The 21,212-nt window shown below is 69.6% G+C and carries 24 protein-coding genes; 9 read left to right on the top strand and 15 right to left on the bottom strand.

Annotated elements, in window-relative coordinates:
* Nucleotides 1–19: 19 nt before the first annotated feature.
* Nucleotides 20–823 (top strand): TetR/AcrR family transcriptional regulator, encoded by an 804-nt coding sequence (locus tag SACAZDRAFT_RS16925; protein WP_005443720.1) that lies wholly within the window; start codon nucleotides 20–22, stop codon nucleotides 821–823.
* Nucleotides 820–1,155 carry a DUF4873 domain-containing protein gene (locus SACAZDRAFT_RS16920; RefSeq protein WP_005443718.1) on the top strand — a complete coding sequence of 112 codons (336 nt, stop codon included), beginning with the start codon at nucleotides 820–822 and terminating at the stop codon, nucleotides 1,153–1,155. Before SACAZDRAFT_RS16925 ends, SACAZDRAFT_RS16920 begins: the two co-directional genes overlap by 4 nt.
* A gap of 79 nt (nucleotides 1,156–1,234) precedes the next feature.
* Here the strand turns inward: SACAZDRAFT_RS16920 and SACAZDRAFT_RS16915 are convergent, their stop codons facing one another.
* Nucleotides 1,235–1,465, bottom strand: coding sequence for a DUF3107 domain-containing protein (locus tag SACAZDRAFT_RS16915; protein WP_005443716.1), 231 nt, complete (start codon nucleotides 1,463–1,465; stop codon nucleotides 1,235–1,237).
* 40 nt (nucleotides 1,466–1,505) lie between these two features.
* Nucleotides 1,506–2,183, bottom strand: a complete 678-nt coding sequence (locus SACAZDRAFT_RS16910) for a ferritin-like fold-containing protein (protein WP_005443714.1) — start codon at nucleotides 2,181–2,183, stop codon at nucleotides 1,506–1,508.
* Nucleotides 2,184–2,640: 457 nt separating this feature from the next.
* On the opposite strand from SACAZDRAFT_RS16910, the gene SACAZDRAFT_RS16905 reads away from it, so the two are divergent.
* The 3 genes from SACAZDRAFT_RS16905 to SACAZDRAFT_RS16895 are packed head-to-tail and all read left to right on the top strand — an operon-like array spanning nucleotide 2,641 to nucleotide 6,570.
* The gene (locus SACAZDRAFT_RS16905; protein WP_005443712.1) at nucleotides 2,641–4,257 is read left to right on the top strand and encodes a DEAD/DEAH box helicase; all 1,617 of its coding nucleotides are present in this window, start codon (nucleotides 2,641–2,643) and stop codon (nucleotides 4,255–4,257) included.
* Between the two features lie 5 nt (nucleotides 4,258–4,262).
* Nucleotides 4,263–5,666: an Rv3212 family protein gene (locus tag SACAZDRAFT_RS16900; RefSeq protein ID WP_005443711.1), complete on the top strand. Its 1,404-nt coding sequence runs from the start codon at nucleotides 4,263–4,265 to the stop codon at nucleotides 5,664–5,666.
* Nucleotides 5,667–5,670: 4 nt separating this feature from the next.
* Complete coding sequence (locus SACAZDRAFT_RS16895; protein ID WP_005443709.1) at nucleotides 5,671–6,570, top strand: alpha/beta fold hydrolase; 900 nt, start codon at nucleotides 5,671–5,673, stop codon at nucleotides 6,568–6,570.
* Nucleotides 6,571–6,583: 13 nt separating this feature from the next.
* On the opposite strand, the gene SACAZDRAFT_RS16890 is transcribed toward SACAZDRAFT_RS16895, so the two are convergent.
* From SACAZDRAFT_RS16890 to SACAZDRAFT_RS23425, 6 genes are all read right to left on the bottom strand, one after another.
* Nucleotides 6,584–6,907, bottom strand: coding sequence for a hypothetical protein (locus tag SACAZDRAFT_RS16890; RefSeq protein WP_005443708.1), 324 nt, complete (start codon nucleotides 6,905–6,907; stop codon nucleotides 6,584–6,586).
* A gap of 19 nt (nucleotides 6,908–6,926) precedes the next feature.
* Nucleotides 6,927–7,787, bottom strand: a complete 861-nt coding sequence (locus tag SACAZDRAFT_RS16885; RefSeq protein ID WP_005443706.1) for a RecB family exonuclease — start codon at nucleotides 7,785–7,787, stop codon at nucleotides 6,927–6,929.
* Nucleotide 7,788: 1 nt separating this feature from the next.
* On the bottom strand, nucleotides 7,789–8,409 hold the full coding sequence (locus SACAZDRAFT_RS16880; protein ID WP_005443704.1) for a MarC family protein: 621 nt from the start codon (nucleotides 8,407–8,409) through the stop codon (nucleotides 7,789–7,791).
* On the bottom strand, nucleotides 8,406–9,275 hold the full coding sequence (locus SACAZDRAFT_RS16875; RefSeq protein ID WP_005443702.1) for a PHP domain-containing protein: 870 nt from the start codon (nucleotides 9,273–9,275) through the stop codon (nucleotides 8,406–8,408). Before SACAZDRAFT_RS16875 ends, SACAZDRAFT_RS16880 begins: the two co-directional genes overlap by 4 nt.
* A 79-nt stretch (nucleotides 9,276–9,354) precedes the next feature.
* Nucleotides 9,355–9,921, bottom strand: coding sequence for a PH domain-containing protein (locus SACAZDRAFT_RS16870; protein ID WP_005443700.1), 567 nt, complete (start codon nucleotides 9,919–9,921; stop codon nucleotides 9,355–9,357).
* A gap of 16 nt (nucleotides 9,922–9,937) precedes the next feature.
* Complete coding sequence (locus SACAZDRAFT_RS23425; RefSeq protein WP_005451117.1) at nucleotides 9,938–10,078, bottom strand: hypothetical protein; 141 nt, start codon at nucleotides 10,076–10,078, stop codon at nucleotides 9,938–9,940.
* A gap of 179 nt (nucleotides 10,079–10,257) precedes the next feature.
* On the opposite strand from SACAZDRAFT_RS23425, the gene SACAZDRAFT_RS16865 reads away from it, so the two are divergent.
* A complete protein-coding gene (locus SACAZDRAFT_RS16865; RefSeq protein WP_005443697.1) occupies nucleotides 10,258–10,701 on the top strand; it encodes an NUDIX hydrolase in 444 nt (147 codons plus the stop codon).
* Nucleotides 10,702–10,713: 12 nt separating this feature from the next.
* Here the strand turns inward: SACAZDRAFT_RS16865 and SACAZDRAFT_RS16860 are convergent, their stop codons facing one another.
* On the bottom strand, nucleotides 10,714–11,823 hold the full coding sequence (locus SACAZDRAFT_RS16860) for a DUF2332 domain-containing protein (RefSeq protein ID WP_005443696.1): 1,110 nt from the start codon (nucleotides 11,821–11,823) through the stop codon (nucleotides 10,714–10,716).
* Between the two features lie 462 nt (nucleotides 11,824–12,285).
* Here SACAZDRAFT_RS16860 and corA point away from each other — a divergent pair, with 462 nt between their 5' ends.
* From corA to SACAZDRAFT_RS16845, 3 genes are all read left to right on the top strand, one after another.
* Complete coding sequence (corA, locus tag SACAZDRAFT_RS16855) at nucleotides 12,286–13,380, top strand: magnesium/cobalt transporter CorA (protein ID WP_005443695.1); 1,095 nt, start codon at nucleotides 12,286–12,288, stop codon at nucleotides 13,378–13,380.
* Between the two features lie 187 nt (nucleotides 13,381–13,567).
* A complete protein-coding gene (locus SACAZDRAFT_RS16850; protein ID WP_005443693.1) occupies nucleotides 13,568–14,272 on the top strand; it encodes a metallophosphoesterase family protein in 705 nt (234 codons plus the stop codon).
* Nucleotides 14,269–15,114 (top strand): ParB N-terminal domain-containing protein, encoded by an 846-nt coding sequence (locus SACAZDRAFT_RS16845; protein WP_005443692.1) that lies wholly within the window; start codon nucleotides 14,269–14,271, stop codon nucleotides 15,112–15,114. The genes SACAZDRAFT_RS16850 and SACAZDRAFT_RS16845 overlap by 4 nt, the downstream gene beginning before the upstream one ends.
* 100 nt (nucleotides 15,115–15,214) lie before the next feature.
* On the opposite strand, the gene SACAZDRAFT_RS16840 is transcribed toward SACAZDRAFT_RS16845, so the two are convergent.
* The 6 genes from SACAZDRAFT_RS16840 to SACAZDRAFT_RS16815 all read right to left on the bottom strand — a co-directional run bounded on the left by SACAZDRAFT_RS16840 (nucleotide 15,215) and on the right by SACAZDRAFT_RS16815 (nucleotide 21,170).
* On the bottom strand, nucleotides 15,215–16,396 hold the full coding sequence (locus SACAZDRAFT_RS16840; RefSeq protein ID WP_005443690.1) for an ABC transporter ATP-binding protein: 1,182 nt from the start codon (nucleotides 16,394–16,396) through the stop codon (nucleotides 15,215–15,217).
* Nucleotides 16,397–16,399: 3 nt separating this feature from the next.
* Nucleotides 16,400–17,239, bottom strand: coding sequence for a carbohydrate ABC transporter permease (locus tag SACAZDRAFT_RS16835; protein WP_005443689.1), 840 nt, complete (start codon nucleotides 17,237–17,239; stop codon nucleotides 16,400–16,402).
* Nucleotides 17,239–18,207: a carbohydrate ABC transporter permease gene (locus tag SACAZDRAFT_RS16830; RefSeq protein ID WP_005443688.1), complete on the bottom strand. Its 969-nt coding sequence runs from the start codon at nucleotides 18,205–18,207 to the stop codon at nucleotides 17,239–17,241. The genes SACAZDRAFT_RS16835 and SACAZDRAFT_RS16830 overlap by 1 nt, the downstream gene beginning before the upstream one ends.
* On the bottom strand, nucleotides 18,204–19,529 hold the full coding sequence (locus SACAZDRAFT_RS16825; protein WP_005443687.1) for an ABC transporter substrate-binding protein: 1,326 nt from the start codon (nucleotides 19,527–19,529) through the stop codon (nucleotides 18,204–18,206). The genes SACAZDRAFT_RS16830 and SACAZDRAFT_RS16825 overlap by 4 nt, the downstream gene beginning before the upstream one ends.
* Before the next feature lie 181 nt (nucleotides 19,530–19,710).
* Complete coding sequence (locus SACAZDRAFT_RS16820) at nucleotides 19,711–20,232, bottom strand: general stress protein (RefSeq protein WP_005443686.1); 522 nt, start codon at nucleotides 20,230–20,232, stop codon at nucleotides 19,711–19,713.
* Nucleotides 20,233–20,342: 110 nt separating this feature from the next.
* Nucleotides 20,343–21,170 (bottom strand): slipin family protein, encoded by an 828-nt coding sequence (locus SACAZDRAFT_RS16815; RefSeq protein ID WP_005443684.1) that lies wholly within the window; start codon nucleotides 21,168–21,170, stop codon nucleotides 20,343–20,345.
* Between the last annotated feature and the right edge of the window lie 42 nt (nucleotides 21,171–21,212).

The raw sequence follows: 21,212 nt of genomic DNA, 5'->3' as shown, positions 1-21,212 counted from the left end.
AACAGTTACTTCTGGTAGCATGACCAACATGGTCGACCGTGTCAACCGCTCCAGCCGCGCCGGCGGGCGATCGCGCGACTCCGCAGCGAAGCCAGGCGGCGACGCGCGACGCGACCGCTGGCGCAAGCACCGGATCGCACGCCGTGCCGAGTTCGTCGACGCCGCGTTGAGGGCGCTCGCGGAACACGGTCCCGACGTCGGGATGGAGGACGTGGCCGCGGCCGCGGGAGTCACCAAACCGGTGCTCTACCGCCACTTCGAGGACAAGGCCGACCTGTACCTCGCGCTCGGGCGCCGGGGCACCGAGATCCTGTTCGAACGGCTCATCCCGGCGATCAACGCCGAACTCGCGCCCGTCCCCCGTATCCGGATGGCGCTCGACGCGTTCTTCTCGGTGATCGAGGAGCACCCGAACCTCTACCGGTTGCTGGCCCACACTCCGATCGCCGATCGGCCGGTGGACGCCGACGTGGTCGCCGAGGACAAGGAGGTCATCGCCACCGCGATCACCGCCCTGCTCGGCGACTACATGCGGATGCTCAACATGGATTCCGGCGCGGCCGAACCGTGGGCCTACGGCATCGTCGGCATGGTGCAGAACACCGGCGAGTGGTGGCTGGACAAGCGCACCATGAGCCGCGACAGCGTCGTGGAGTATCTGACGCAGATCATCTGGGCGGCCATCGACGGGCTGACCCGTCAGCACGGGATCGTGCTGGATCCCGACAAACCACTGGACGCCAACAAGGTCGTCACGCTGAAAGCCGGCCCTGCGAAAGCCGGCGACACTGTTGCCCACGAGTCGACGGGAGAACCATCGTGAGCGGACACGAGCACGACGAGGACGGCTACACGGGCACCGCCACGCTGCACCTCGACGAGAACACCGAACTCGACGTCGAGGTGGAGCTGCGCGGGCACTTCCAGCCCATCGACGGCTACTACCACTGGTACGGCCGGATCAAGGCCGACCAGCGGCTCTCCGAGCTCGCGGACGGCAAGAAGCGCACGGTGGAGATCCGCACACCCGAGGGCAGCGCTCACGGCGAGATCTCCGACCCCGACCCGTGGGACCGCTACCGGATCATGGGCACGAGCAGGCCCCCGTTCTTCGTGCCCACCTCGCTGGCGGACCTGGCGCCCGCGCAGGACTAGAGACCACCTGTCAACCACCGAGCCACCCTCCGCCCGCTGTCGAGCAGGGCGGAGGGTGGCTCGGGGGGACTTCGAGACGTCAGGAACCGACGGCGAAACCGACTCGGCGGACGTCGGACGGCGCGATCTCGACGTAGGCGATGCGGTCGGCAGGCACCAGGTACTTGCGGCCCTTGTCGTCGGTGAGCCGGAACAGGCCGTCGTCGGCACTCAGCGCGTCGGCAACCTGCTTCTCCACCTCGTCGGATGAGAGATTGCTGGCCACCACGAGCTCCCGCGGCGCGTCCTTGATGCCGATCTTGACCTCCACTGCGACCTCCGCCTAGTCGTGACTGTTCGTCGGATCAAGGCTAGCCGAGACCGAGGGTCTGCATCCGCTTGGTGTGCTGCTGCTGCAGCTTCCGGAACAGCGCCGCGATGCCCGAGAGGTCGCCGGTTCCCGCCACGATGAGCTCGGCGAGGCCGTCGCTTTCCGCGACCACGTACTGGGCCTGCGTCAACGCCTCGCCGAGCAGCCGACGACTCCAGAGGGCGAGCCGGTCGCGCATCGGGGTGTCGTTCTCGATCGCCGCCGCGACTTCGCGCTGGGCGAACGCGGTGTAGCCGGTGTCTCCGAGCACGGTGAACACCAGGTCGCGGGTCTCGTCGTCGAGGACCCCGGCCAGCTCGCGATACAGATCGGCGGCCAGGTTGTCCACGACGTAGGCCTTGACCAGCGATTCCAGCCACGTCCTCGGCGCGGTGGACTGCTGGAACGCGTCGATGTGGCGCATGAACGGGCGCATGGCGTCCTCGACCGAGACCCCGCGGTCGGAGAGGTAGCGCTCCAGCAGCCCGTAGTGCCCCATCTCGGCCGCCGCCATCGACGCGAGCGCGGCCCGCCCGGCCAGCGACGGTGCGGTGCGCGCATCCTCGGCCAGCCGGTCGAACGCCGAGAGCTCGCTGTACGCGAGCACGCCGAGCAGATCGACGACGCCCGCCCCGATCGAGCGGGTTCCTTCGGTGCCACCAGCCTTCGCGTCAGTCACGGAAACAACCGTAGTTCAGGCCACAACGAGACCAACAACACGCCGCCGCACCGGGCGACGCACCGGGCGTCGGGGACTGGACAGGTTAGACTGTCGACTGGTAGTGAAGGTGGCCTCGTGTAGTGCAACGACGTCGAGATGGCGCACATGAGGCGCTCGGCACGACGGTCCGGACAAGCTCCGGACACAACGCAGTGCCGAACCAGGCGCCGGTTCTCCTACGCCGTCTTCCGTCGCACCACTTCACTCCGTATTGACAATGTGCGTGCACGCCTCCAGCGGCGTCCCACTCCGTTTCGTGTGACACGTCGCGAAGCGAAGCGCTTTTTCGCGTGGTGGTCGACAAGCCGTGAGCAACCGGCTGTGCGCGCTGGTATGAGAGAGGCGATTCGACATCGAACGCAACGACAACCCCACGACCGACCCGGCGACGGGCACAGCCCCCGACAACGCCACCGTGTCCCCCTCCAACCCGACCTTCGCCGAGCTCGGCGTCCACCCGGAGATCGTCCGGGCGCTGGACGCCTCGGGTATCGAGCGGACCTTCGACATTCAGGCCCTGACGCTCCCGCTCGCCCTGTCCGGCGACGACGTCATCGGCCAGGCCCGCACCGGAACGGGCAAGACCCTCGGCTTCGGCGTGCCGCTGCTGCAGCGGCTCGCGCTGCCCGGCGACGGCACCCCGCAGGCACTCGTCGTGGTGCCCACGCGTGAGCTGTGCGTGCAGGTCAGCCAGGACCTCGAGAACGCGGGCAAGCACCTCGGCGTGCGCATCGCGTCCATCTACGGCGGACGCCCCTACGAGTCGCAGATCAAGTCGCTGCGCGACGGCGTCGACGTGGTCATTGGCACACCGGGCAGGCTCCTGGACCTCGCCGAACAGCGCCACCTGGTGCTCGGCAAGGTCGCCACACTCGTGCTCGACGAGGCCGACGAGATGCTCGACCTGGGCTTCCTGCCCGACATCGAGCGCATCCTGCGGATGGTGCCCGAGCAGCGGCAGACGATGCTGTTCTCGGCCACGATGCCCGGCCCGATCCTCACGCTCGCGAGGACCTTCCTCCGTCAGCCGACCCACATCAGGGCCGAGGACAACGAGGCCGGAGCGGTCCACGAACGGACCACGCAGTTCGTCTACCGCTCGCACTCGCTCGACAAGCCCGAACTCGTGGCCAAGGTGCTCCAGGCGGAGAACCGCGGACTGACCATGATCTTCACCCGCACGAAGCGGACCGCGCAGAAGGTCGCCGACGACCTCACCGAGCGTGGGTTCGCCGCCGCGGCCGTCCACGGCGACCTCGGCCAGGGCGCCCGGGAACAGGCACTGCGGGCGTTCCGCTCCGGGAAGGTGGACGTGCTCGTGGCCACCGACGTCGCCGCTCGCGGCATCGACGTCGACGACGTGACGCACGTCATCAACTACCAGACGCCCGAAGACGAGAAGACCTACGTGCACCGCATCGGTCGCACCGGCCGGGCGGGCAAGACCGGCGTGGCGATCACGCTGGTCGACTGGGACGAGATCCCCCGCTGGAAGCTGATCTCCGACGAGCTCGGGCTGAACATGCCGGAGCCCGTGGAGACCTACTCGACCTCGGCGCATCTGTTCACCGACCTCGGCATCCCGGAGACCGCCACCGGACGACTCCCGCTGTCCAAGCGCACGCGCGCCGGACTCGCCGCCGAGGACGAGGAGGACTTCGGAGGCAAGCGGCATCGGACCCGGAGCCGGGACGAGGGCCGGGCGGACGCGCCGCGCAAGCGCACGCGCCAGCGCAGGCGCACCCGCAGTGGACGGGAGATCTCCTCCGCCACGCAGGACGCGACCGAGCGCCCCACGCACGCCGGCGACGACGCGACGTCCGACAACACCCGCCCGCGCAGGCGCCGGACCCGCAGCGGCGCGCCGCACACGCCGACGGCCGAACACGTCGCGCCGGCCGACAAGGAGGAGTCGTCACACAGCGACAGCGGCGAGCGGCCCGCACGCCGCCGTCGCCGCCGCAGGACCCGCGGCGCCGCGGTGGGCGGCAACCCCACCAACACCACCGAAGCCGCGGCGGAGGCAGACTAGGGCGCGTGAGCACCCCGTCCGGACGGCCCGACGAGCACCCTCCCGAGACGACCTCGCCTCCGCCGGAGACCAGGCCGGAGAACGAGGACGCGCCGGGCCCGGCGGAGAGCTCCGCGCCGGACGCGGAGCACACTCCGGGCGGCCTGCACGACGGCGCCCGCGACACCACCGGTGAGGACTCGCAGCGTGCTCGCGCGTCACGGCGTTCTCCCTGGAACCGGCGGCGCGACCGGGTGCTGGCCACGGCGCTGGCCGTCGTGTGCGTCGCCGCGGGCGTGGTGGTCTGGCTGTTCAGCGACAGCCACGCCACCACCCACCGCACGGCCTCGGAACCGCCGCCGCGCCTCGAAGGACCGGCGTCGGTGCCCGGCAGTCTCGCGGAACGGTGGCGCGCCGACAGCGCCGCCACCCCGGTGCCGCTCGCCCAGGGCGGCTTTGTGATCACGGGCTCGGACGGCACGGTCGCGGGCCGCGATCCGCTCACCGGCGAGGTGCGCTGGGAGTACGGCCGCGACCTGGAACTCTGCACCGTCGGTACCGCGTGGTCGAAGGCCGTCGCCGTGTACCGCAAGGACGCCGGGTGCAGCGAGGTGACTCAGCTGGACCCGGCGACCGGGCAACGCACCGCTCAACGCAACGGTGACGCCGAGTCACCCACCCGGCTCGTCGTCGACGGCGGCCACGTGACCACGACCGGCACCCGGTTGATCAACACGTGGCGCAGCGACCTGGTGAAGACCCTCGAATACGGTCGGGTGCCCGCGCCCGTCAACCCCAACCGCCAGCCCAGGCCGGACTGCCACTACTCCACGGTCGCGGCGGGAGGCGACCGGGTGGGTGTGATCGAACACTGCCCGAACGAGACCGGCGCCCGACTGACGGTGCTGAAGGCCGCGGGCGACGAGGCCGACGAACCCGAGCAGGTGTTCAGCGCCCTGCTGCCCGAGACGACGGCCCAGCTCGTGGCCATGTCGGACGAACGGGTGGCGGTGGCGCTGCCCGAGCGGCGACAACTGTTCGTCTGGGACTACGGCGGCAAGCAGGTCGGCACGTTCGATCTCGCCGTCCCGTCCGACGACCTCGCCGCCGTACCCGAGTCGGGCGCGGTCTCCACCGCCGTCGGCCGCGAGCAGCTGTACTGGTTCACGGGCTCCAGCACCGTCGCCCTCTCGCTGCCCGACCTGCGGCCCCGGTGGACGGTCGAGGGCACCCTCGGCGCGGGCACCGTGTTCGCGGGCGAGTACGTCGTGCCCATTCCCGGCGGTCTCGCGGCGCTCGACGAACGCACCGGCGCCGTGACCCGCACCGTCGCCGTCGACCGGCGCGGTCACTCCGGGCCGGTCGAGCTGGAGGCCACGGGTCCGGTCCTGCTCGAACAACGGGGCGGCACCCTGGTGGCACTACGATGATCGGATGAGCCAGCCGCGCCCGTCGTCCGCACTGAGCCCCCACGGAGCCACGCGAGTCGAGCTCGACGGTCCACACGGGCCGGTGGCTGCGCTGCAGGGCCCTCGTCCGGGCGACACCGTGGGCAGCGCTCTGCTCGTTCCCGGCTACACGGGGTCCAAAGAGGACTTCGCTCCCCTGCTCGACGGCATCGCCGCGGCGGGCATCCTGCCGGTGGCCGTCGACCTTCCCGGGCAGTTCGAGTCACCCGGCCCGCACGACGAGTCGGCGTACCGCCCGGCGGAACTGGGCAAGGTGGTGGCCGACCTCGCGACGTCGTTCGCCGCGGACGGTCCCGTCGTCCTGCTCGGGCACTCCTACGGCGGGCACGTGGCGCGGGGCGCGGTCCTCGCCGGAGCCCCGGTCGCGGGACTGACCCTGCTGTGCAGCGGGCCCGCGGCGCTTCCGCCCGGTCCCCGCCGCCGAGCTCTGGACGCGGGGGAGGTCCTGTTGCGGCAGGGCGGTGTCGGCGCGGCGTACGCGGTGCGGCAGCAGCTGACCGCCGCGTTGGGCGACGGCAGCGTCGACCGTGCGCCGGACGCGCTGTCCGAGTTCCTCCGGACCCGTTTCGTGGCGACGTCCGCAGCCTGTCTGCTCGGCATGGCCCACGGGCTGCGCCACGAACCCGACCTCGTGGACGACCTGGCGGCGGCCCTGCGGGCCGGCGCGACACCGGGCCTCGTCGTCACCGGAGCGCACGACGACGCGTGGAGCGTGCCGAGTCAGCAGGACATGGCTCGCCGGCTCGGTGCCGAGTTCGTCGTCGTCCCGGACGCGGCCCACTCACCGAACACGGAGAATCCGGCCGCCTTGCTCGCGGCGCTGCTCCCACGCTGGAGACGCTGGCTCGGCCGCGACGCCGGATGAGCGGCGCCGCCGCTCACGACCACCAGAAGACCCACAGCATCACGAGGGTGAGCAGGGCGATCGCCGCGCCCGCCGCTCCCGCCCGTACACCGTCGCTGCGTTCCGCGACGAACTGCGCTCCCCCGGCGAACACGAGGCCGACGGCGTGTCCGACGAGCTCGAACGCACCGGGGCCCTCCCCGCCGCCGCTCCACGCCACGACCTGAGCGACCACGAGGACGACGACGACCGCACCCCACCCCGCCACGAGGGCGCCCGTGAGTCCCCGCCACACCCGGACCCGAGCCCGAGTCGGCTCGGCGGGCACGCTCAACTCCACCGTGTCCGGCTCTGCCATGTCACTCCGTCAATCGTCGTCACGTCGTCGGCGCCAGCAAGTCCCAGGGGCGAGCGGCGGGTGCCGCCTGCTTTCCTTCGGGGCAGCTGGGACGCAGTTCGCACCAGGCACAACGAGGCGCCGGTCGCGCAGGGAAGAGGTGATCCGGATCGCCCCCCTCGGTGAGCCTATCGGCCGCGGCACGGGTGGCCGTGGCGGTCTCCTCGGCCTTGCGCACGTGCTCGCCCAACGTCTTCTCGGTGTGCTCCGCGACCGCGACGGTGCCCGTGGGAACGTGATGCAGTTCGACCCGCGAACAGGGCGCGTGCAGGGTGCGGCGCGCCGCGACGGCGTAAAGGGCCAACGCCTGGGACCGCTGCGCGTCCGCGTCCTGCAGGGCGCGCCGACCCGTCTTGTAGTCGACGACGACCAACTCGCCTCCACGCCGGTCGATGCGGTCGGCCCGGCCCTCCACGAGCAACGACGGTGCGCTCGGATCGCTGCCGACCCTCGCCGACACCCACCGTTCGAGGCCGACGACATCGGCCTCCGCGCCGTGGTGCTCGACATAGTCGGCGACCCAACGCCGAGCCGCCTCGGCATACCGTGCGACCTGCACCGCGTCGGCGAATCCCGCGCTGCGCCAGTGCTCCGCGACGAGCTTCGCCGCCCGCTCGGGCGTCCGCCGCCGCGCCGGGAGGGCGAACAGTTCCCGCAGCGCGTTGTGCACCACCGCGCCCACCGTGTTGTGCGCCCACGGCCCGGTGCGCACCGGGGCGGGCCGATCGAGGTAGGTCATGCGGTAGCGCCGAGGGCAGTCGTCGTAGAGCGACAGCCTCGCGGGCGTCACCTTGATCAGCGGCTGCGGCTCGACGCCGAAGTCGAACCCGAGCTGTTCCATGTCACGCCCCCTCGATGAAGCCGCGGATCGAGTCGGCCACCAGATCGACGGCGATGGCGGCCAGCAGCAGACCCGCGACCTTGGCCAGCAGGGTGATGCCGCTTTCCCGCACCACCCGGATGAGCACACCCGAGTACCTCATGCACCCCCACAGCACCAGGTGCACGGCAACGATGGCCGCCCCCAGCGCCACGTACGAACCGACGTGCCCCTGCGCCTCGCGCACGAACACGATGGTCGCCGCGATGGCGCCCGGGCCGGCGAGCAGCGGCGTGCCCAGCGGCACGAGCGCCACGTTGACGTCCTCCGCCGCCTCCGGTTGCGACGTGCCCTTGCCCGTCAACAGGTCGAGCGCCACCAGCAACAGCAGCAATCCGCCCGCACCCTGCAGCGCGGGAATGCCGATGCCGAGGTAGACGAGGATGAACTCCCCCGCCACCGCGAACAACGTGACGACGAGAAGCGACACGAGCACGGCCTGCCGTGCGGCCTTGGCCCTCGCGGAGGGCGTCTTGCGGCCCACGAGGCTCAGGAACACCGGGACCGTCCCGGGCGGATCCATGATCACCAGCAGGGTGATCGACGCCTCCAGGAACAGGGTGACGCTGAAGAACTCGGTCACGACGCCGCCACCGGAGCGCGGGTGGCCTGCGCGAGCAGAGCCTCGAACTGGTCGGGTTCCGTGGTCTCCTGGCCGATGACGAGGGTCTTGTTGCTGCCGTGGTAGTCGCTCGACCCGGTCCGGACCAGGCCGAGGTCGTCGGCGAGGCCCCGTAGCCGGCGGCGCGTCGCCGGATCGTGATCGGGGTGATCCACCTCGACGCCGGTCAGGCCCCGTTCCGCCAGCTCGGCGATGGTGTCCTCCGAGATCGTCGGACCTCGCGAGGACGCGAACGGATGCGCCAGCACCGTGACCCCACCCGCTTCGTTGATCATGTCGATGGCCGTCGCGACCGGTGTGTCGGACCTCGGCACGAGATACCCGCGGCCACCGCCGAGGAACCGCGCGAACGCCTCGTCGACGGTGCGGACCAGACCCGCGCGCACCAGGGCGCGGGCCAGATGCGGCCTGCCCGCGGGCGCATCCGGGCCGAGCTCCCCCAGCACCTCGTCGGGATCGACCGGCAGACCGTCGGCGGCCATGCGCTCGGCCATCACCCGCAACCGCCGCCGCCGTTCTCGCCGCAACCGCTGTTGCTCCACGACCAGTGCGGGCGCCGCCGGGTCGAACAGGTACGCCAGGAGATGCACACTCACCCGGCGCCCGTCCGCGGCCGGCGCCTCGCACGACAGCTCGGCACCCGGCACCAGACGCAGTCCCGGAGGCAGCGACCGCACCGCCGTGTCCCATCCCGCGGTGGTGTCGTGATCGGTCAGCGCGATGACGTCGAGACCGGCGTCCGCCGCGATGCGGACCAGGTCGCCAGGACTGTCGGTGCCGTCCGAGACGGTCGAGTGGGTATGCAGGTCGATGCGCACACGGACCATTGTCCAGCGCCGCCCGGTATGCGGGGCCGCACCCTGGGCCGCACCCGGCCGGCGTCGTCGCCGCCGTCCTGCTCGCGCGTCAGCCGATCACCTTTTTCTTGCTGCGCCGCGCCGCCCGCTGCGCCTTGATCATGGAGAACCGCTCGGCCTGCTTCTGCTTGTCGCCGAACACGAGCTCGGAGATCGTGTCGTAGAACTCCTCCGGCTTCGGCAGGTACTCGATGCGGTTCAACGCCTGGATCTGCCCCGCCGACTCCACCACCATCGTCCCGTACCCGAGGATGCGGCCGAGGAACGGCCGCTCGTAGGTGAGGTCGGTGACCTTGGTGATGGGCATCATGAGCACCTGTGTCGTCCAGACCCCGGTGGTCATGACGAAGCGTTTGTCGGTGACCACCAGGCGCTCGACCCACCATTCCACGACCTGGTAGGCGAAGCGCAGCACGAGGAACAGCGCGACGTACCAGAGGACGTTCTGCAGCATCCACATCGCGGGCGGCAGGATGTAGGAGACCATCACGCACACGGCGATCAGGGCGACGGCCTCGAAGGTCTGCCAGATGAGGCAGGCCCAGTGCCGCCGGATTCTGATCACCCGACGTTCGGTGTCGAGCAGGTACTCGTCTGGATCACGTGGCGCGAACATGGCCGGAGCGTGCCGATCAGCTGAACACGTTGCTGACGAACGTGATCACGGCTTCGGCGGCGTCTCGCAGCGCGGTGATGATGTTGTCCACGAACCCCGCCGCCTCGCCTGGCCGGGCGATCACGAAGAAGAGGACCAACGCGATACCAGCGAACATCGCAAGCTTTTTGACGTTCACGGTGATCAATCCCGTCTCTCGAAGTGCAGACCTGTACAGCGGCTTGGTGCCACTAAGTTTGTACCGCACTGCGCTCCGTTACGGCAGTAAAGTCCTGCACTTGGGTCAGTGCGGTGCAGCGAAGTCGATCTTCAACTACACTCCGTGAGGTTCCCGAAATGTCGGGTACACACTCCTGGGAAGAGGAGACCGCGTTGAGCACCCAGCGCTGCGTCGGCGGGATCGTGTTCGACTCCGACGGACGTCTTCTGCTCATCCTTCGAGGTCACGCGCCTTCCCGAGGACTGTGGTCGCTGCCGGGCGGCCGGGTGGAGTCCGGGGAGACCGACACCGACGCCGTCGTCCGCGAGCTCCACGAGGAGACCGGCCTGTCGGTACGGCCGGAACGTCGTGTGGGCGTTGTCACCCGCGATCGATACGAGATCCACGACTACGCGTGCACCGTCGAGGGCGTCGAGGACACAGCGCTACGGCCGGGCGACGACGCCGCCGACGCCCGCTGGGTCACGGACGCCGAACTGGCCGACCTGGACCGCGCCGGGCTCCTGACGAAGGGCCTGCACGCGAACCTGCGGGACTGGGGCGTGCTGCCCCGCTGCTGACGAGCGCGCGAGTCAGCTCGCCAGCCACGTCATGCGCTGACCGTGGGGCACGGCCTGCGCCTTGACCTCCGCGCTGGCCTGCCCGTTCTCGAAGGACACCAGACCGAGCGTGGCCCGGCCCGTCACGGCGTAGGACAACTCGTCCCGGCCGGGAAGCACGTGGCGCAGCCCCGCCGCGTAGTCCTCCATCGCGACCCACCACAGGCGCCGCCGGGACGCCACCTCCCGCAACGCCGCCACGAAGTCGTCCCGCCGGGTCGCCGACAGGTACGGCAGGGCGAAGCTGGTGAAGACCACGAGCGGGACCTCGTCCGGTACCCGGGCCGCCGCCGTGGCGAAGTCATCCACCGCGTCACCCGCCACCAACTCCGGTGGCTTGCGGCGTTGCGCGGCCGCCGCCGTCCGCAGCAGGCGGATGCGGTCGGGCTGGTCGGCCCACACGCACGCCTCCAGCCACGCCAGCTCCTCCTCGTCGGACGCGTCGACGGGCGAACGGTCCAGCCCGACACGCGCCGAGACGGTCACCTTGCGCGGCAGCGCCGGAAACACCGCCTCCGGACCCGTCGCGAGCGCGCAGTGCAGGCCCACGGCCGCCTTGGCCGGGCCCGCGGTGATCTGTTCCCCGCCGTCGCACAGGTATCGGTACGAGAAGGTGTCCATGCCCAGCAGCAGGCCGGCACTGCACCCGACCTCCAGCAGCCCGACGGCTCCCCGGACCCGTTTCGCCACGGAGGCGACCGCGGGATAGAGGACGGCGGCGCGCCGGACCTCGTTGGTCTGCGTGAACCGGGTCCCGACGAGTTCGCGCATCGCCTTCGCCCGGTCGAGCACGAACTCCCGGAACAGCGACCACGTCTGCTCGTCCGGCCCGTCGAGGCCGCCCAGGGACGGGTAGTACCGCGTCAGCGGGTGGATGGGTTCCGACTGGAGCAACCGGTGCGCCGCGGCCAGCAGCAGCGTGGGATGCGCGTCGTTTCCGGAGGCCGCGGTGAGCAGGCGCGCGACGTCGTCGTCGCCCGCCGCCTCGGCGGCCAGATGCGAGTACAGCGGCGACGAGTCCGCCGCCTCGTACTCGGCGAACCGGCGCAGGCGCTCGCGAACCGTGTCCAGACTCGAAGTCATGTCCGTCCTCGGGGTGGCCGACAGGCGTCCCGCCCACCGGGCCCGGTTCGGGCGGGATCTCGCCTCACCGTAACCGTTGGCAGGCCCGGCTGTGGGCGTGTCGCCTCCACTTTCCGGCTCTACCACCGGATATTCACCAACATCACACCGGCCTGTCCGGACGTGATCACTCCGACAGGGGTACCCTCGGACAGCGGCGCGAGATGTTCGCACGGCGGGTCCTCCACACTCGCCGCCCGCGCCGATCGACGTCGAGTCCGAGGAGGTGAGGACGCAGATGAGTAGTGGCGATAGTCCGCTTCCTAGTTCGGCCGGCGTCCCTCCCTCACGGGCCCGATCACTGACGCCGCGGTAGCCGTTCGCGTTTCCCGCGTCTCTCCCGCGTCTCGTCGAGCCCCAGGCGGGGCCGCTGGCACGTGCCTGTCGTCATCGACCCACGACGTCACAGCCAGGAGGCTTCCCATGCCCGCCATTCCCTCTCTCGGCAGCCTGCGCGGCCGTGCCAACGGCCGGGCCCGCGACCTTCGGCGTCGCGGCGGCTCCCGCGAGGTCACGCCACCCACGTACGTCGTCGACTGCGGTGTCTACGTCGACGGGGTCCGGCAACCCGGCGAGTGGTCGCACGCCGACGCGATCGCCGAGGTCCGGTCCCGGGGCGAGGGCTTCGTGTGGATCGGCCTGCACGAGCCCACCGAGGAGCAGATCCAGGGCATCGCCGACACCTTCGGGCTGCACGAGCTCGCGGTCGAGGACGCCGTGCACGCCCACCAGCGGCCGAAGCTCGAACGCTACGACGACACGCTGTTCATGGTGTTCCGCACCGTGCGGTACGTGGAGCACGACTCGCCCACCACGGCCAACGAGATCGTCGAGTCGGGCGAGCTCATGGCGTTCGTCGGCTCCGACTTCATCATCACCGTCCGCCACGGCAACCACGCCGGTCTGACGCACCTGCGCCGGGAGCTCGACGCCGACCCCGAACGCCTGCTGCACGGTCCCGCGTCGGTGCTGCACGCGATCGCCGACCACGTCGTCGACCACTTCCTCAACGTCACCGAGCGCATCGAGGACGACATCGACGAGATGGAGACCGAGGTGTTCGCGCCGCGCACGCGGGTGACGTCCGAACAGATCTACCTCTTCAAGCGCGAGGTGCTGGAACTGCGCAGGGCGGTACTGCCGCTGGCGACGCCGCTGCGCAGGCTGGCGGAGGGCTACACCCGGATGATCCCCGAGGAGGTCCGGTCGTACTTCCGCAACGTCCACGACCACGTCATCACGGTGTCCGACCGCGTGGCCGCGTTCGACGAACTGCTGACGACGTTGGTCGACGCCACGCTCGGCAAGATCACGCTCCAGCTCAACTCCGACATGCGCAAGATCACCTCGTGGGCGGCGATCATCGCGGTGCCCACCGCCATCGCCGGCATCTACGGCATGAACTTCGAGTACATGCCCGAGGTGCAGCTGCGCTACGGCTACCCGGCGGTGATCGTGGTGATCCTCGTGATCTGCCTGGTGCTCTACCGCGTGTTCCGCAAGAAGAAATGGCTCTGACGCGAGCGTCTCGTCGCCGCTGAAGCCTTCCTGCCTTCCCTGCTCGACGAAAGGAGTGAGTCGTGTCCCGCATGCTCACCAACCTCAAGTTCTGGGCCCTCACGGCCGCGCTGGTTTGGGTGGTCGTCGTCACCGCGGTCATCGCGACGAACCCCGAACTCGCCAACGGCACGGGATAATCGGGGCCATGTCCTCGCCGGGCGGTCGACGCCTCGGCGGCGTGCCCGACATCGACGCGCCGCCGCGCGTCCTCGCCGTGTCCGACGAGGTCGACGAAGCGCTGTGGAGCGCGTGCGTCACCGACGTGTCGGTCGACCTGATCCTCGCCGCGGGCGACCTCCCGTTCGACTACCTCGACTTCCTCGCCAGCACCCTCGACCGGCCGCTGGTGTTCGTGCCCGGCAACCACGACCCGGACCTCAGCGGGTTCGGCTTCCGCAACGGGTTGGCCCTGCGCGCCGGCTTTCCCTCGCGGTGGCCGGGCCCGCCGGGGGGTGTCAACGCCGACGGACGCGTCGTCGAGGTGGCGGGGGTACGCATCGCGGGTCTCGGCGGGTCGCCGCTGTACAACAACGGCCCCAACCAGTGGAGCGAACGCGCGCAGGCCCGCCGGGCCCGCAGGCTCGTGCGGCGCGCCCGCGGTCCCGTGGACGTCCTGCTGACCCACACGCCGCCCCGGGGCGTCGGTGACGGGCCGGACCCGGTCCACCGAGGGTTCGAGTGCCTGCACCACGCCGTGCGCCGCCTGCGACCCCGGTGGCTGCTCCACGGACATGTCCACCCCTACGGTCGGCCCACTCCGGACCACCGCCTCGGCGACACGCGTGTGCGCAACGTCGTCGGGGCCCACGTGTTCGGGATCGGCCGCCCGACCCCCACGGAGGCACTGTGAGAAGCCGCAGCTCAGGTTCTCCCCGCGTCGACGCCGAACACGACTTCCTCCGCGCCCGCCGCCGCCAGGTCCTCTCGCGGCTGGCCATGTGGCTTCGCGGCGAGCCCGACGACGTCAACATCACGCTGCCCTTCGACGAAGTGGTCGAGGCACTCGGCAGGGTGGGTGAACGGCGGATCGGGCTGCGGGTGATCCGCCTCGACTCCATCGTGGGCAGTGTGGACCGCGGCCGGGACTTCGACCGCCGGTTCCGGCCCACCTCCGCCCGCGTCCGCCAGCGGTGGGAGCGGCTCGCCCAGGCCAGCAGGCGAGGCGAACACATCCCGCCCATCGACGTGTACCGCGTCGGTGACCTGCACTTCGTCATCGACGGGCACCACAGGGTGTCGGTCGCCTACGCCCTCGGGCTCACCACGATCGAAGCCAACGTCACCCTCGTGAAGACCAAGGTGGACCCCAGCGGCATCCGGCACCGCGGCGACCTCATCGTCAAGGGCTACCGGCGGCTGTTCCTGGAACGGGTGCCGCTGCGTGGCGAGGCCCGCGCGGCGGTGGTGATGACCAAATCCGAGGACTACGCCCAGCTCGGCGAGCACGTCGAGGCGTGGGGTTTCCGGCTGATGCAGGACGAGGGAGCGCTGCTCGACCGGGAGACCGTGGCGCAGCGGTGGTACACCGAGGAGTTCGAGCCGGTGGTGCAGATGCTGCACCAGGCCGACCTGGTGGGCGACCGCACCGAAGCCGAGGCGTACCTGTTGGTCGCCAGCGAACGGTACCGGCTCATCCGGACCCACCGCTGGGACGACGACGTCATCAAGGCCGTGCGCGACCGCCGATCCTGACGCCGCGGAGACGGCAGCGATTGCGGACACGACGGCGGGCTGCGCACGACGACAGCGACACCGCCCTCGTGCGCAGCCCGCGCCGGTTCCTCAGCCGTTCTCAGCCGCTGTAGGTGAGGTTCTTGCCCGTCGAGGGGTCGAACAGGTGGATCTTGTCCATGTCGAACCACACCTGCGCCCGGTCGCCCTCCCGGATCTCCGACGACGCCGACAGGCGGGCCACGACGGTCGAACCCGCACCCGGCACGTCGGAGGCACCCGCGTCGGCCGCGAGCTCCGCGAGTTCGCTGCTCTGCGCGAGCTCCGCGTCCACCGTGAAGTAGGCGTACTTCTCCGAGCCCATCGACTCCAGCACGTCCACGGTCGCGTCGAAGGTCGCGCCGCCCCGGCGGTGTCCCTCCTCCATCAGCGCCGCGTCCTCGAAGCTCTCCGGACGCACACCCATGATCACGTCGCGAGGCGCGTTCGCCTGCTCGACCATCCGGCGCAGCCGGTCGGGCAGCTCGACCGAACCGAGCGTGCTGTTCAACGCCCCGTTCTCCAACGTCGCCGGCACGAAGTTCATCGACGGCGACCCGATGAACCCGGCCACGAACAGGTTCACAGGGTTGTCGTACAGGAACTGCGGTGCGCCGATCTGCTGCACGACGCCGCTGCGCAGCACCACGACCCGGTCTCCGAGAGTCATGGCCTCGGTCTGGTCGTGGGTCACGTAGACGGTCGTGGTGCCCAGCTGCTTCTGCAACTTCGACACCGACGTGCGCATCTGGCCCCGCAGCTTGGCGTCCAAGTTGGACAGTGGCTCGTCCATGAGGAACGCCTTGGGCTTGCGCACGATCGCGCGCCCCATGGCGACCCGCTGCCGCTGCCCACCGGAGAGGTTCGACGGCCTGCGGTCGAGGTGCTGGGTCAGGTCCAGGACCGCCGCCGCCTCCTCCACCTTCCGCTTCACCGTGGCGTCGTCCACCTTGGCCAGCCGCAGCGGGAACGCCATGTTCTCCCGCACACTCATGTGGGGGTAGAGCGCGTACGACTGGAACACCATGGCGATGTCGCGATCCTTCGGCGACTTCTCGTTGGCGCGCTCACCGTCGATGCGGAGCTCGCCGGAGGTGATGTCCTCCAGACCCGCGATCATGTTCAACGCCGTCGACTTCCCACAACCCGACGGGCCGACGAGGATGACGAACTCCCCGTCCTGGATGTGAATGCTCATCTCCGACACGGCGAGGGCTCCGTCGGGGAACCGCTTGGTCACCTTGTCGAGCACGATCTCAGCCATTGCCTAACCCTTCACCGCACCGGAGGTCAGCCCCGCGACGATGCGTCGCTGGAAGAACAACACGAACAGAATGATCGGAACGGTGATCACCACCGCTGCCGCCGAGATGGTCCCCGTCGGGTCCTCGAACTGCGAGGCGCCCGTGAAGAACGACAACGCGGCGGGCACCGTCCGCGACGCCTCCGTGGACGTCAGCGAGATGGCGAACAGAAAGTCGTTCCAGCAGAAGATGAACACCAGGATCGCGGAGGTGAACACACCGGGGGCGGCCAGCGGCGCGATCACCTTGCGGAACGCCTGCCCCGGGGTGGCTCCGTCCATCTTCGCCGCCTTCTCGAGCTCCCAGGGGATCTCCCGGAAGAACGCCGACAACGTGTAGATCGCCAACGGCAGCGCGAAGGTGATGTACGGCAGGATCAGCCCCGGCCACGTGTCGAACAACCCGAGCTCCCGCTCGATGTTGAACAGCGGTGTCACCAGGGAGATCTGCGGGAACATCGCGATGAGCAGCGAGACCCCGATCAGGAGCTTCTTGCCGGGGAAGTCGAGCCTCGCCACCGCGTACGCCGCCATCATGCCGAACACCACCGCGATGACCGTCGCGATGATCGCGATACCGATCGAGTTGATCAGCGGCCGGATGAACTCGTCGGTCGCGAAGATCTCGCGGTAGTTGTCGAGCGTCCACGCGCGCGGGATGAAGTTGCCGTCCGCGAGCGTCTCCTTCGTCTTGAACGACAGGGAGACGATCCACAGGACCGGCACCAGCGCGTACACCACGACGATGATGTCGATCAGCGCCCACCGCGCCTTGCGGGCAGTGGTGACCGTGTTGATGGCCATCAGCGCTTCCCCTCCTGGTCACTGCCCGGTGCCGCCGTACCGAACACCTTGACGAAGACGAACGCGATGATCGCCACCGCGATGAAGATCAGCACGGCCATCGTCGAACCGATACCGAGGTTCAACCCCTTCATCAGGTTGTTGTAGGTCTGCATCGACACCGAGGAGGTGTCGTTGGCGCCGTTCGTCAGCACGAAGATGTTGTCGAACACCCGGAACGCGTCGAGGGTGCGGAACAGCAACGCCACGAGGATCGCCGGCTTCATCACCGGCAGCATCACCTTCGTGAACCGCTGCCACGGGCCGGCCCCGTCCATCGACGCGGCCTTCAACAGGTCGTCCGGCACGAGCGCCAGACCCGCCATGAGCAGCAGCGCCATGAACGGCGTCGTCTTCCACACCTCGGCGAGGATGATGATGCCCAGCGACGTCCACTGTTCCGTCAGGGGCGCCCCGTCGGGCGCGAGCGCGTTCGCGAGATAGCCCGTGCCGGGCGTCCAGGCGTAGAACCACGAGAACGCCGCGACGACCGTGACGATCCCGTACGGGATCAGGGTGACCGTGCGGACCAGCCCTCGGCCCACCAGCGTCCGGTGCATCACCAGGGCCAACGCCATGCCGAGCACGAACTCGACGGCCACCGACACGACGGTGATCAGCATCGTGACGCCGAACGCCGTCCACCAGTACGAGTTGGTGAGCACGGCGGCGTAGTTGTCGAACCAGACGAACTCGCGCTCGGCCGGGAACCGCAGGTCGTAGCGCTGCAGCGACAACCACACCGAGTAGATGATCGGGTAGCCCGTGACGGCCAGCATCACGAGCGCGGCCGGAGCCACCAGCAGCAGCGCGAGCTTGCGCTCGGCCCGCTTGCCCTCGCTCATCGGGGCCTTGCCCCGCTTCCCGCCCGTGTCGGCCCTGGTCGCGGCACCGGCCTCGGTCGCGGGAACTGCAGCCGTGTCACTCATGGGATCACGCCCTTCGAGCTGAGCGCCTCGTCGAGCTGGTCGCTCAACCGCTCCGCGGTGGCCTGCGGGTCGATCGCCGACGGCGGCGACAGGATCTTCGCCATCACGATGGACAGGTTCTGGTACGCCGGGGTCAACGGACGCACCGCCGCGTTCTTCAGCTGGTCGCGGATCGTGTCCTTCATCGGGTACTTCTGCGCCATGGTCGGGTTCGCGTCCGCGTCGGCGGGCTTGCCCGGGTCCAGCGGCGTCGGATCGTTGTAGACCGACTCGACCGTGGGCGGCACGCCGTCCTTGAGCGCCGAGAACTTCTGGTGCTCGGGGCTGCGCAGGCACAGCGCCGCCTCGAACGCCTCCGGCTTGTGCTCGGACGACGAGTTCACCGCGAGGTTGTAGCCACCGATGGTGCTGCGCCCGGTGCCCGGCTCACCCACACCCGGGTACGGCGCCCACTTGATGTGCTGCAGCTCGTCGGGCTTCTCCTCCGCGTACGACGCGTAGATGAACGGCCAGTTCAACTGGAAGGCACCGCGTCCCTGCTGGAACGCCAGACGGACCTCGTCCTCCTGCTGGTTGGTCAGCGACGGGTCCGTCAGCCCGGTGGAGCTGACCTCCTTCAGGATCTCCAGCCCACGCACGGCGCCCTCGTCGATGACCACCGACTCGCCGTCCTCGGACAGGATGCGCCCGCCCGCCGACTCGGCGAGGGAGTTGTAGACGACGACGAGACCCTCGTACTGGGCTCCGGTGAAGAGAATCTGGTGCGGCTTGCCCTCGTCACGCAGCTTCCGGGACATCTCGATCATCTCGTCCCACGTGCGCGGAGGCTCGGGGGTGATGCGGTCGTCGTACCAGAGCAACTGCACGTTCGTGTTCTTCGGCGCGGCGTAGAGCTTGCCGTCCCACTCCGCCGTCTCGAGAGGGCCGGGGAGCACGTCCTGCTCGGCCTCGACCTTGTTCTCGCCCGTCCACTCCTCGACCCACCCGGCTTCGGCGAACTCGGGTACCCAGGTCACGTCGAGGCCCAGGACGTCCATCGACGTGTCCCCCGCGGCGAGCCTGCGCACCATCTGCTCGCGCTGACCGTCGGCGTCGCGGGGCAGTTTGTTGTAGACGATCTCGTAGCGTCCGCCCGCCTGCTCGTTGCAGTCGTCCACGACCGCCTGGAAGTTGTCTTCCGGGGCGTAGTAGACGTTGATCTGCATCCCGTCGCTCGACCCGCACGCGGTCAGCATCGACCCGGTCACCGCGGTGGCACCGAGTAGCGCCGCTACACGACCGGGTGAACGTCGGAGTCGCCGCCGCGCAGCGACCTTCGCCATGGATCTCCTCCCCACCGCACGCACGGAGGAGGGAGCCACCCCACCACACCGGCGTGCACGGACATCGATGTCACAGGGTCAGAAAACGGCCTGTGACCGGTGCCATAAATCTAGGCCCGGCCAGAACGGCGCGCAAGTACAGACAGTAACTAATAGTGGCTAGTTAGAAGACCTTTTTCCCTCAGCCGTGTGAACCCATCGCCTGGCGCGCAAGCAGATCGCGACCCTTTTCCGCCGTTCGGGGCTGACAGAGGACGTCGTAACGCCCCGCGACGAGCTGACTCGCCGACGAGAAATCCCGCCGACCCCGGGTGAACGCGTAGCCCATCGCGGCGGACGCCGCACCGAACACCACACCGGCGACGAGGCCGACCAGCAACGGAAGGAACGAGAAACCCTGCGTCGTGTCGAACAGACTCAGCAGGACACCGATGAACGCACCGAACCACGCACCCGACGCCGCACCCGTACCCAGCACCTTCGCCCACGACAGCCTGCCGAGCACCCGCTCCACCAGCATGAGGTCGACCCCGACGATGGTGACGTCCTGGACCTCGAACTCCTTGTCCGCGAGATAGTCCACGGCCCGCTGCGCCTCCTCGTACGTGGAGTACGAGCCGATCGGCCAACCGGACGGCGGCGTGGGAAGGCGCGGCGACCTCTGCGCCTGTGGACCCGAAGAGAAGGGACCGGTCACGATCATCACCTGTGCTCTGCTCTGTTGCGCTCGCCGACAACCCGGGCGGGTGGTGCCATGATCTCACGCTTCGTACACCCGGGAAACCGGGTGAACAGGACACCGCCCGCGCCCGCTCAGGAACCCGCGACGCCGCGAGGCCGAGGAGGCATGACGTCGCCGGTCCCAGCGCGCGTCGTGGCGTCCCGCTTCGCCGACTCGTCGAGGAACCGCAACAGCTCCACGGGGAAAGGCAGCACGAGGGTCGAGTTCTTCTCCGCCGCGACCTCCACGACCGTCTCCAGGAGGCGCAGCTGTAGCGCCGCCGGCGTGTTCGCCATCGTGGCCGCGGCCTGCGCGAGCTTCTCCGAGGCCTGCAGCTCCCCCTCCGCCGAGATCACGCGACCACGGCGCTCGCGTTCGGCCTCCGCCTGCCTCGACATCGCCCGCTTCATCGACTCCGGCAGCGCGACGTCCTTGATCTCCACCCGATCGATGTGAATCCCCCAGCTGGCCGCCGGGCTGTCGATCATCAGCTCCAGCCCCTCGTTGAGGCGTTCCCGATGCGACAGCAGGTCGTCGAGGTTGCTCTCCCCGATCGTGCGACGCAGGCTCGCCTGCGCCACCTGCAACATCGCGAAGCGGTAGTTCTCCACACCGACGATCGCCTGCACGGGATCGAACACCCGGAAGTACACGACGGCGTCGACCCGCACGGTGACGTTGTCCCGCGTGATGCCGTCCTGCGCGGGCACCGGCAGTGTCACGACCTGCATGTTGACTTTGTGCATGCGTTCGACGCCCGGAATGATCAGCGCGAGTCCGGGTTCCCTCGGCAGCCGGGCCACCCGGCCGAACCGGAAGACCAGGCCGCGTTCGTACTGCCGGACGATGCGCACCGAGGCCGCCGCCAGGATCACCAGCGCCAAGCCGATGACGACGCACAGAAGAAGCACCGTTGCCATGACCGTCGCCTCGCTTCCCGCGAGGTCGCGCCGTCCGTACGT

This window comes from Saccharomonospora azurea NA-128, from assembly GCF_000231055.2.
GTDB classification, from domain to species: domain Bacteria; phylum Actinomycetota; class Actinomycetes; order Mycobacteriales; family Pseudonocardiaceae; genus Saccharomonospora; species Saccharomonospora azurea.
This window is presented reverse-complemented; position numbering and strand designations above follow the sequence as displayed.

Excerpts from the sequence above, each read along its gene's own strand:
- SACAZDRAFT_RS16925 (WP_005443720.1), top strand. The coding sequence starts at position 20 with ATGACCAACATGGTCGACCGTGTCAACCGCTCCAGCCGCGCCGGCGGG.
- SACAZDRAFT_RS16895 (WP_005443709.1), top strand. The coding sequence starts at position 5,671 with ATGAGCCAGCCGCGCCCGTCGTCCGCACTGAGCCCCCACGGAGCCACG.
- SACAZDRAFT_RS16890 (WP_005443708.1), bottom strand. The coding sequence starts at position 6,907 with ATGGCAGAGCCGGACACGGTGGAGTTGAGCGTGCCCGCCGAGCCGACT.
- SACAZDRAFT_RS16885 (WP_005443706.1), bottom strand. The coding sequence starts at position 7,787 with ATGGAACAGCTCGGGTTCGACTTCGGCGTCGAGCCGCAGCCGCTGATC.
- SACAZDRAFT_RS16875 (WP_005443702.1), bottom strand. The coding sequence starts at position 9,275 with ATGGTCCGTGTGCGCATCGACCTGCATACCCACTCGACCGTCTCGGAC.
- SACAZDRAFT_RS16870 (WP_005443700.1), bottom strand. The coding sequence starts at position 9,921 with ATGTTCGCGCCACGTGATCCAGACGAGTACCTGCTCGACACCGAACGT.
- SACAZDRAFT_RS23425 (WP_005451117.1), bottom strand. The coding sequence starts at position 10,078 with ATGTTCGCTGGTATCGCGTTGGTCCTCTTCTTCGTGATCGCCCGGCCA.
- SACAZDRAFT_RS16865 (WP_005443697.1), top strand. The coding sequence starts at position 10,258 with ATGTCGGGTACACACTCCTGGGAAGAGGAGACCGCGTTGAGCACCCAG.
- SACAZDRAFT_RS16860 (WP_005443696.1), bottom strand. The coding sequence starts at position 11,823 with ATGACTTCGAGTCTGGACACGGTTCGCGAGCGCCTGCGCCGGTTCGCC.
- corA (WP_005443695.1), top strand. The coding sequence starts at position 12,286 with ATGCCCGCCATTCCCTCTCTCGGCAGCCTGCGCGGCCGTGCCAACGGC.
- SACAZDRAFT_RS16850 (WP_005443693.1), top strand. The coding sequence starts at position 13,568 with ATGTCCTCGCCGGGCGGTCGACGCCTCGGCGGCGTGCCCGACATCGAC.
- SACAZDRAFT_RS16840 (WP_005443690.1), bottom strand. The coding sequence starts at position 16,396 with ATGGCTGAGATCGTGCTCGACAAGGTGACCAAGCGGTTCCCCGACGGA.
- SACAZDRAFT_RS16835 (WP_005443689.1), bottom strand. The coding sequence starts at position 17,239 with ATGGCCATCAACACGGTCACCACTGCCCGCAAGGCGCGGTGGGCGCTG.
- SACAZDRAFT_RS16830 (WP_005443688.1), bottom strand. The coding sequence starts at position 18,207 with ATGAGTGACACGGCTGCAGTTCCCGCGACCGAGGCCGGTGCCGCGACC.
- SACAZDRAFT_RS16825 (WP_005443687.1), bottom strand. The coding sequence starts at position 19,529 with ATGGCGAAGGTCGCTGCGCGGCGGCGACTCCGACGTTCACCCGGTCGT.
- SACAZDRAFT_RS16820 (WP_005443686.1), bottom strand. The coding sequence starts at position 20,232 with ATGATCGTGACCGGTCCCTTCTCTTCGGGTCCACAGGCGCAGAGGTCG.
- SACAZDRAFT_RS16815 (WP_005443684.1), bottom strand. The coding sequence starts at position 21,170 with ATGGCAACGGTGCTTCTTCTGTGCGTCGTCATCGGCTTGGCGCTGGTG.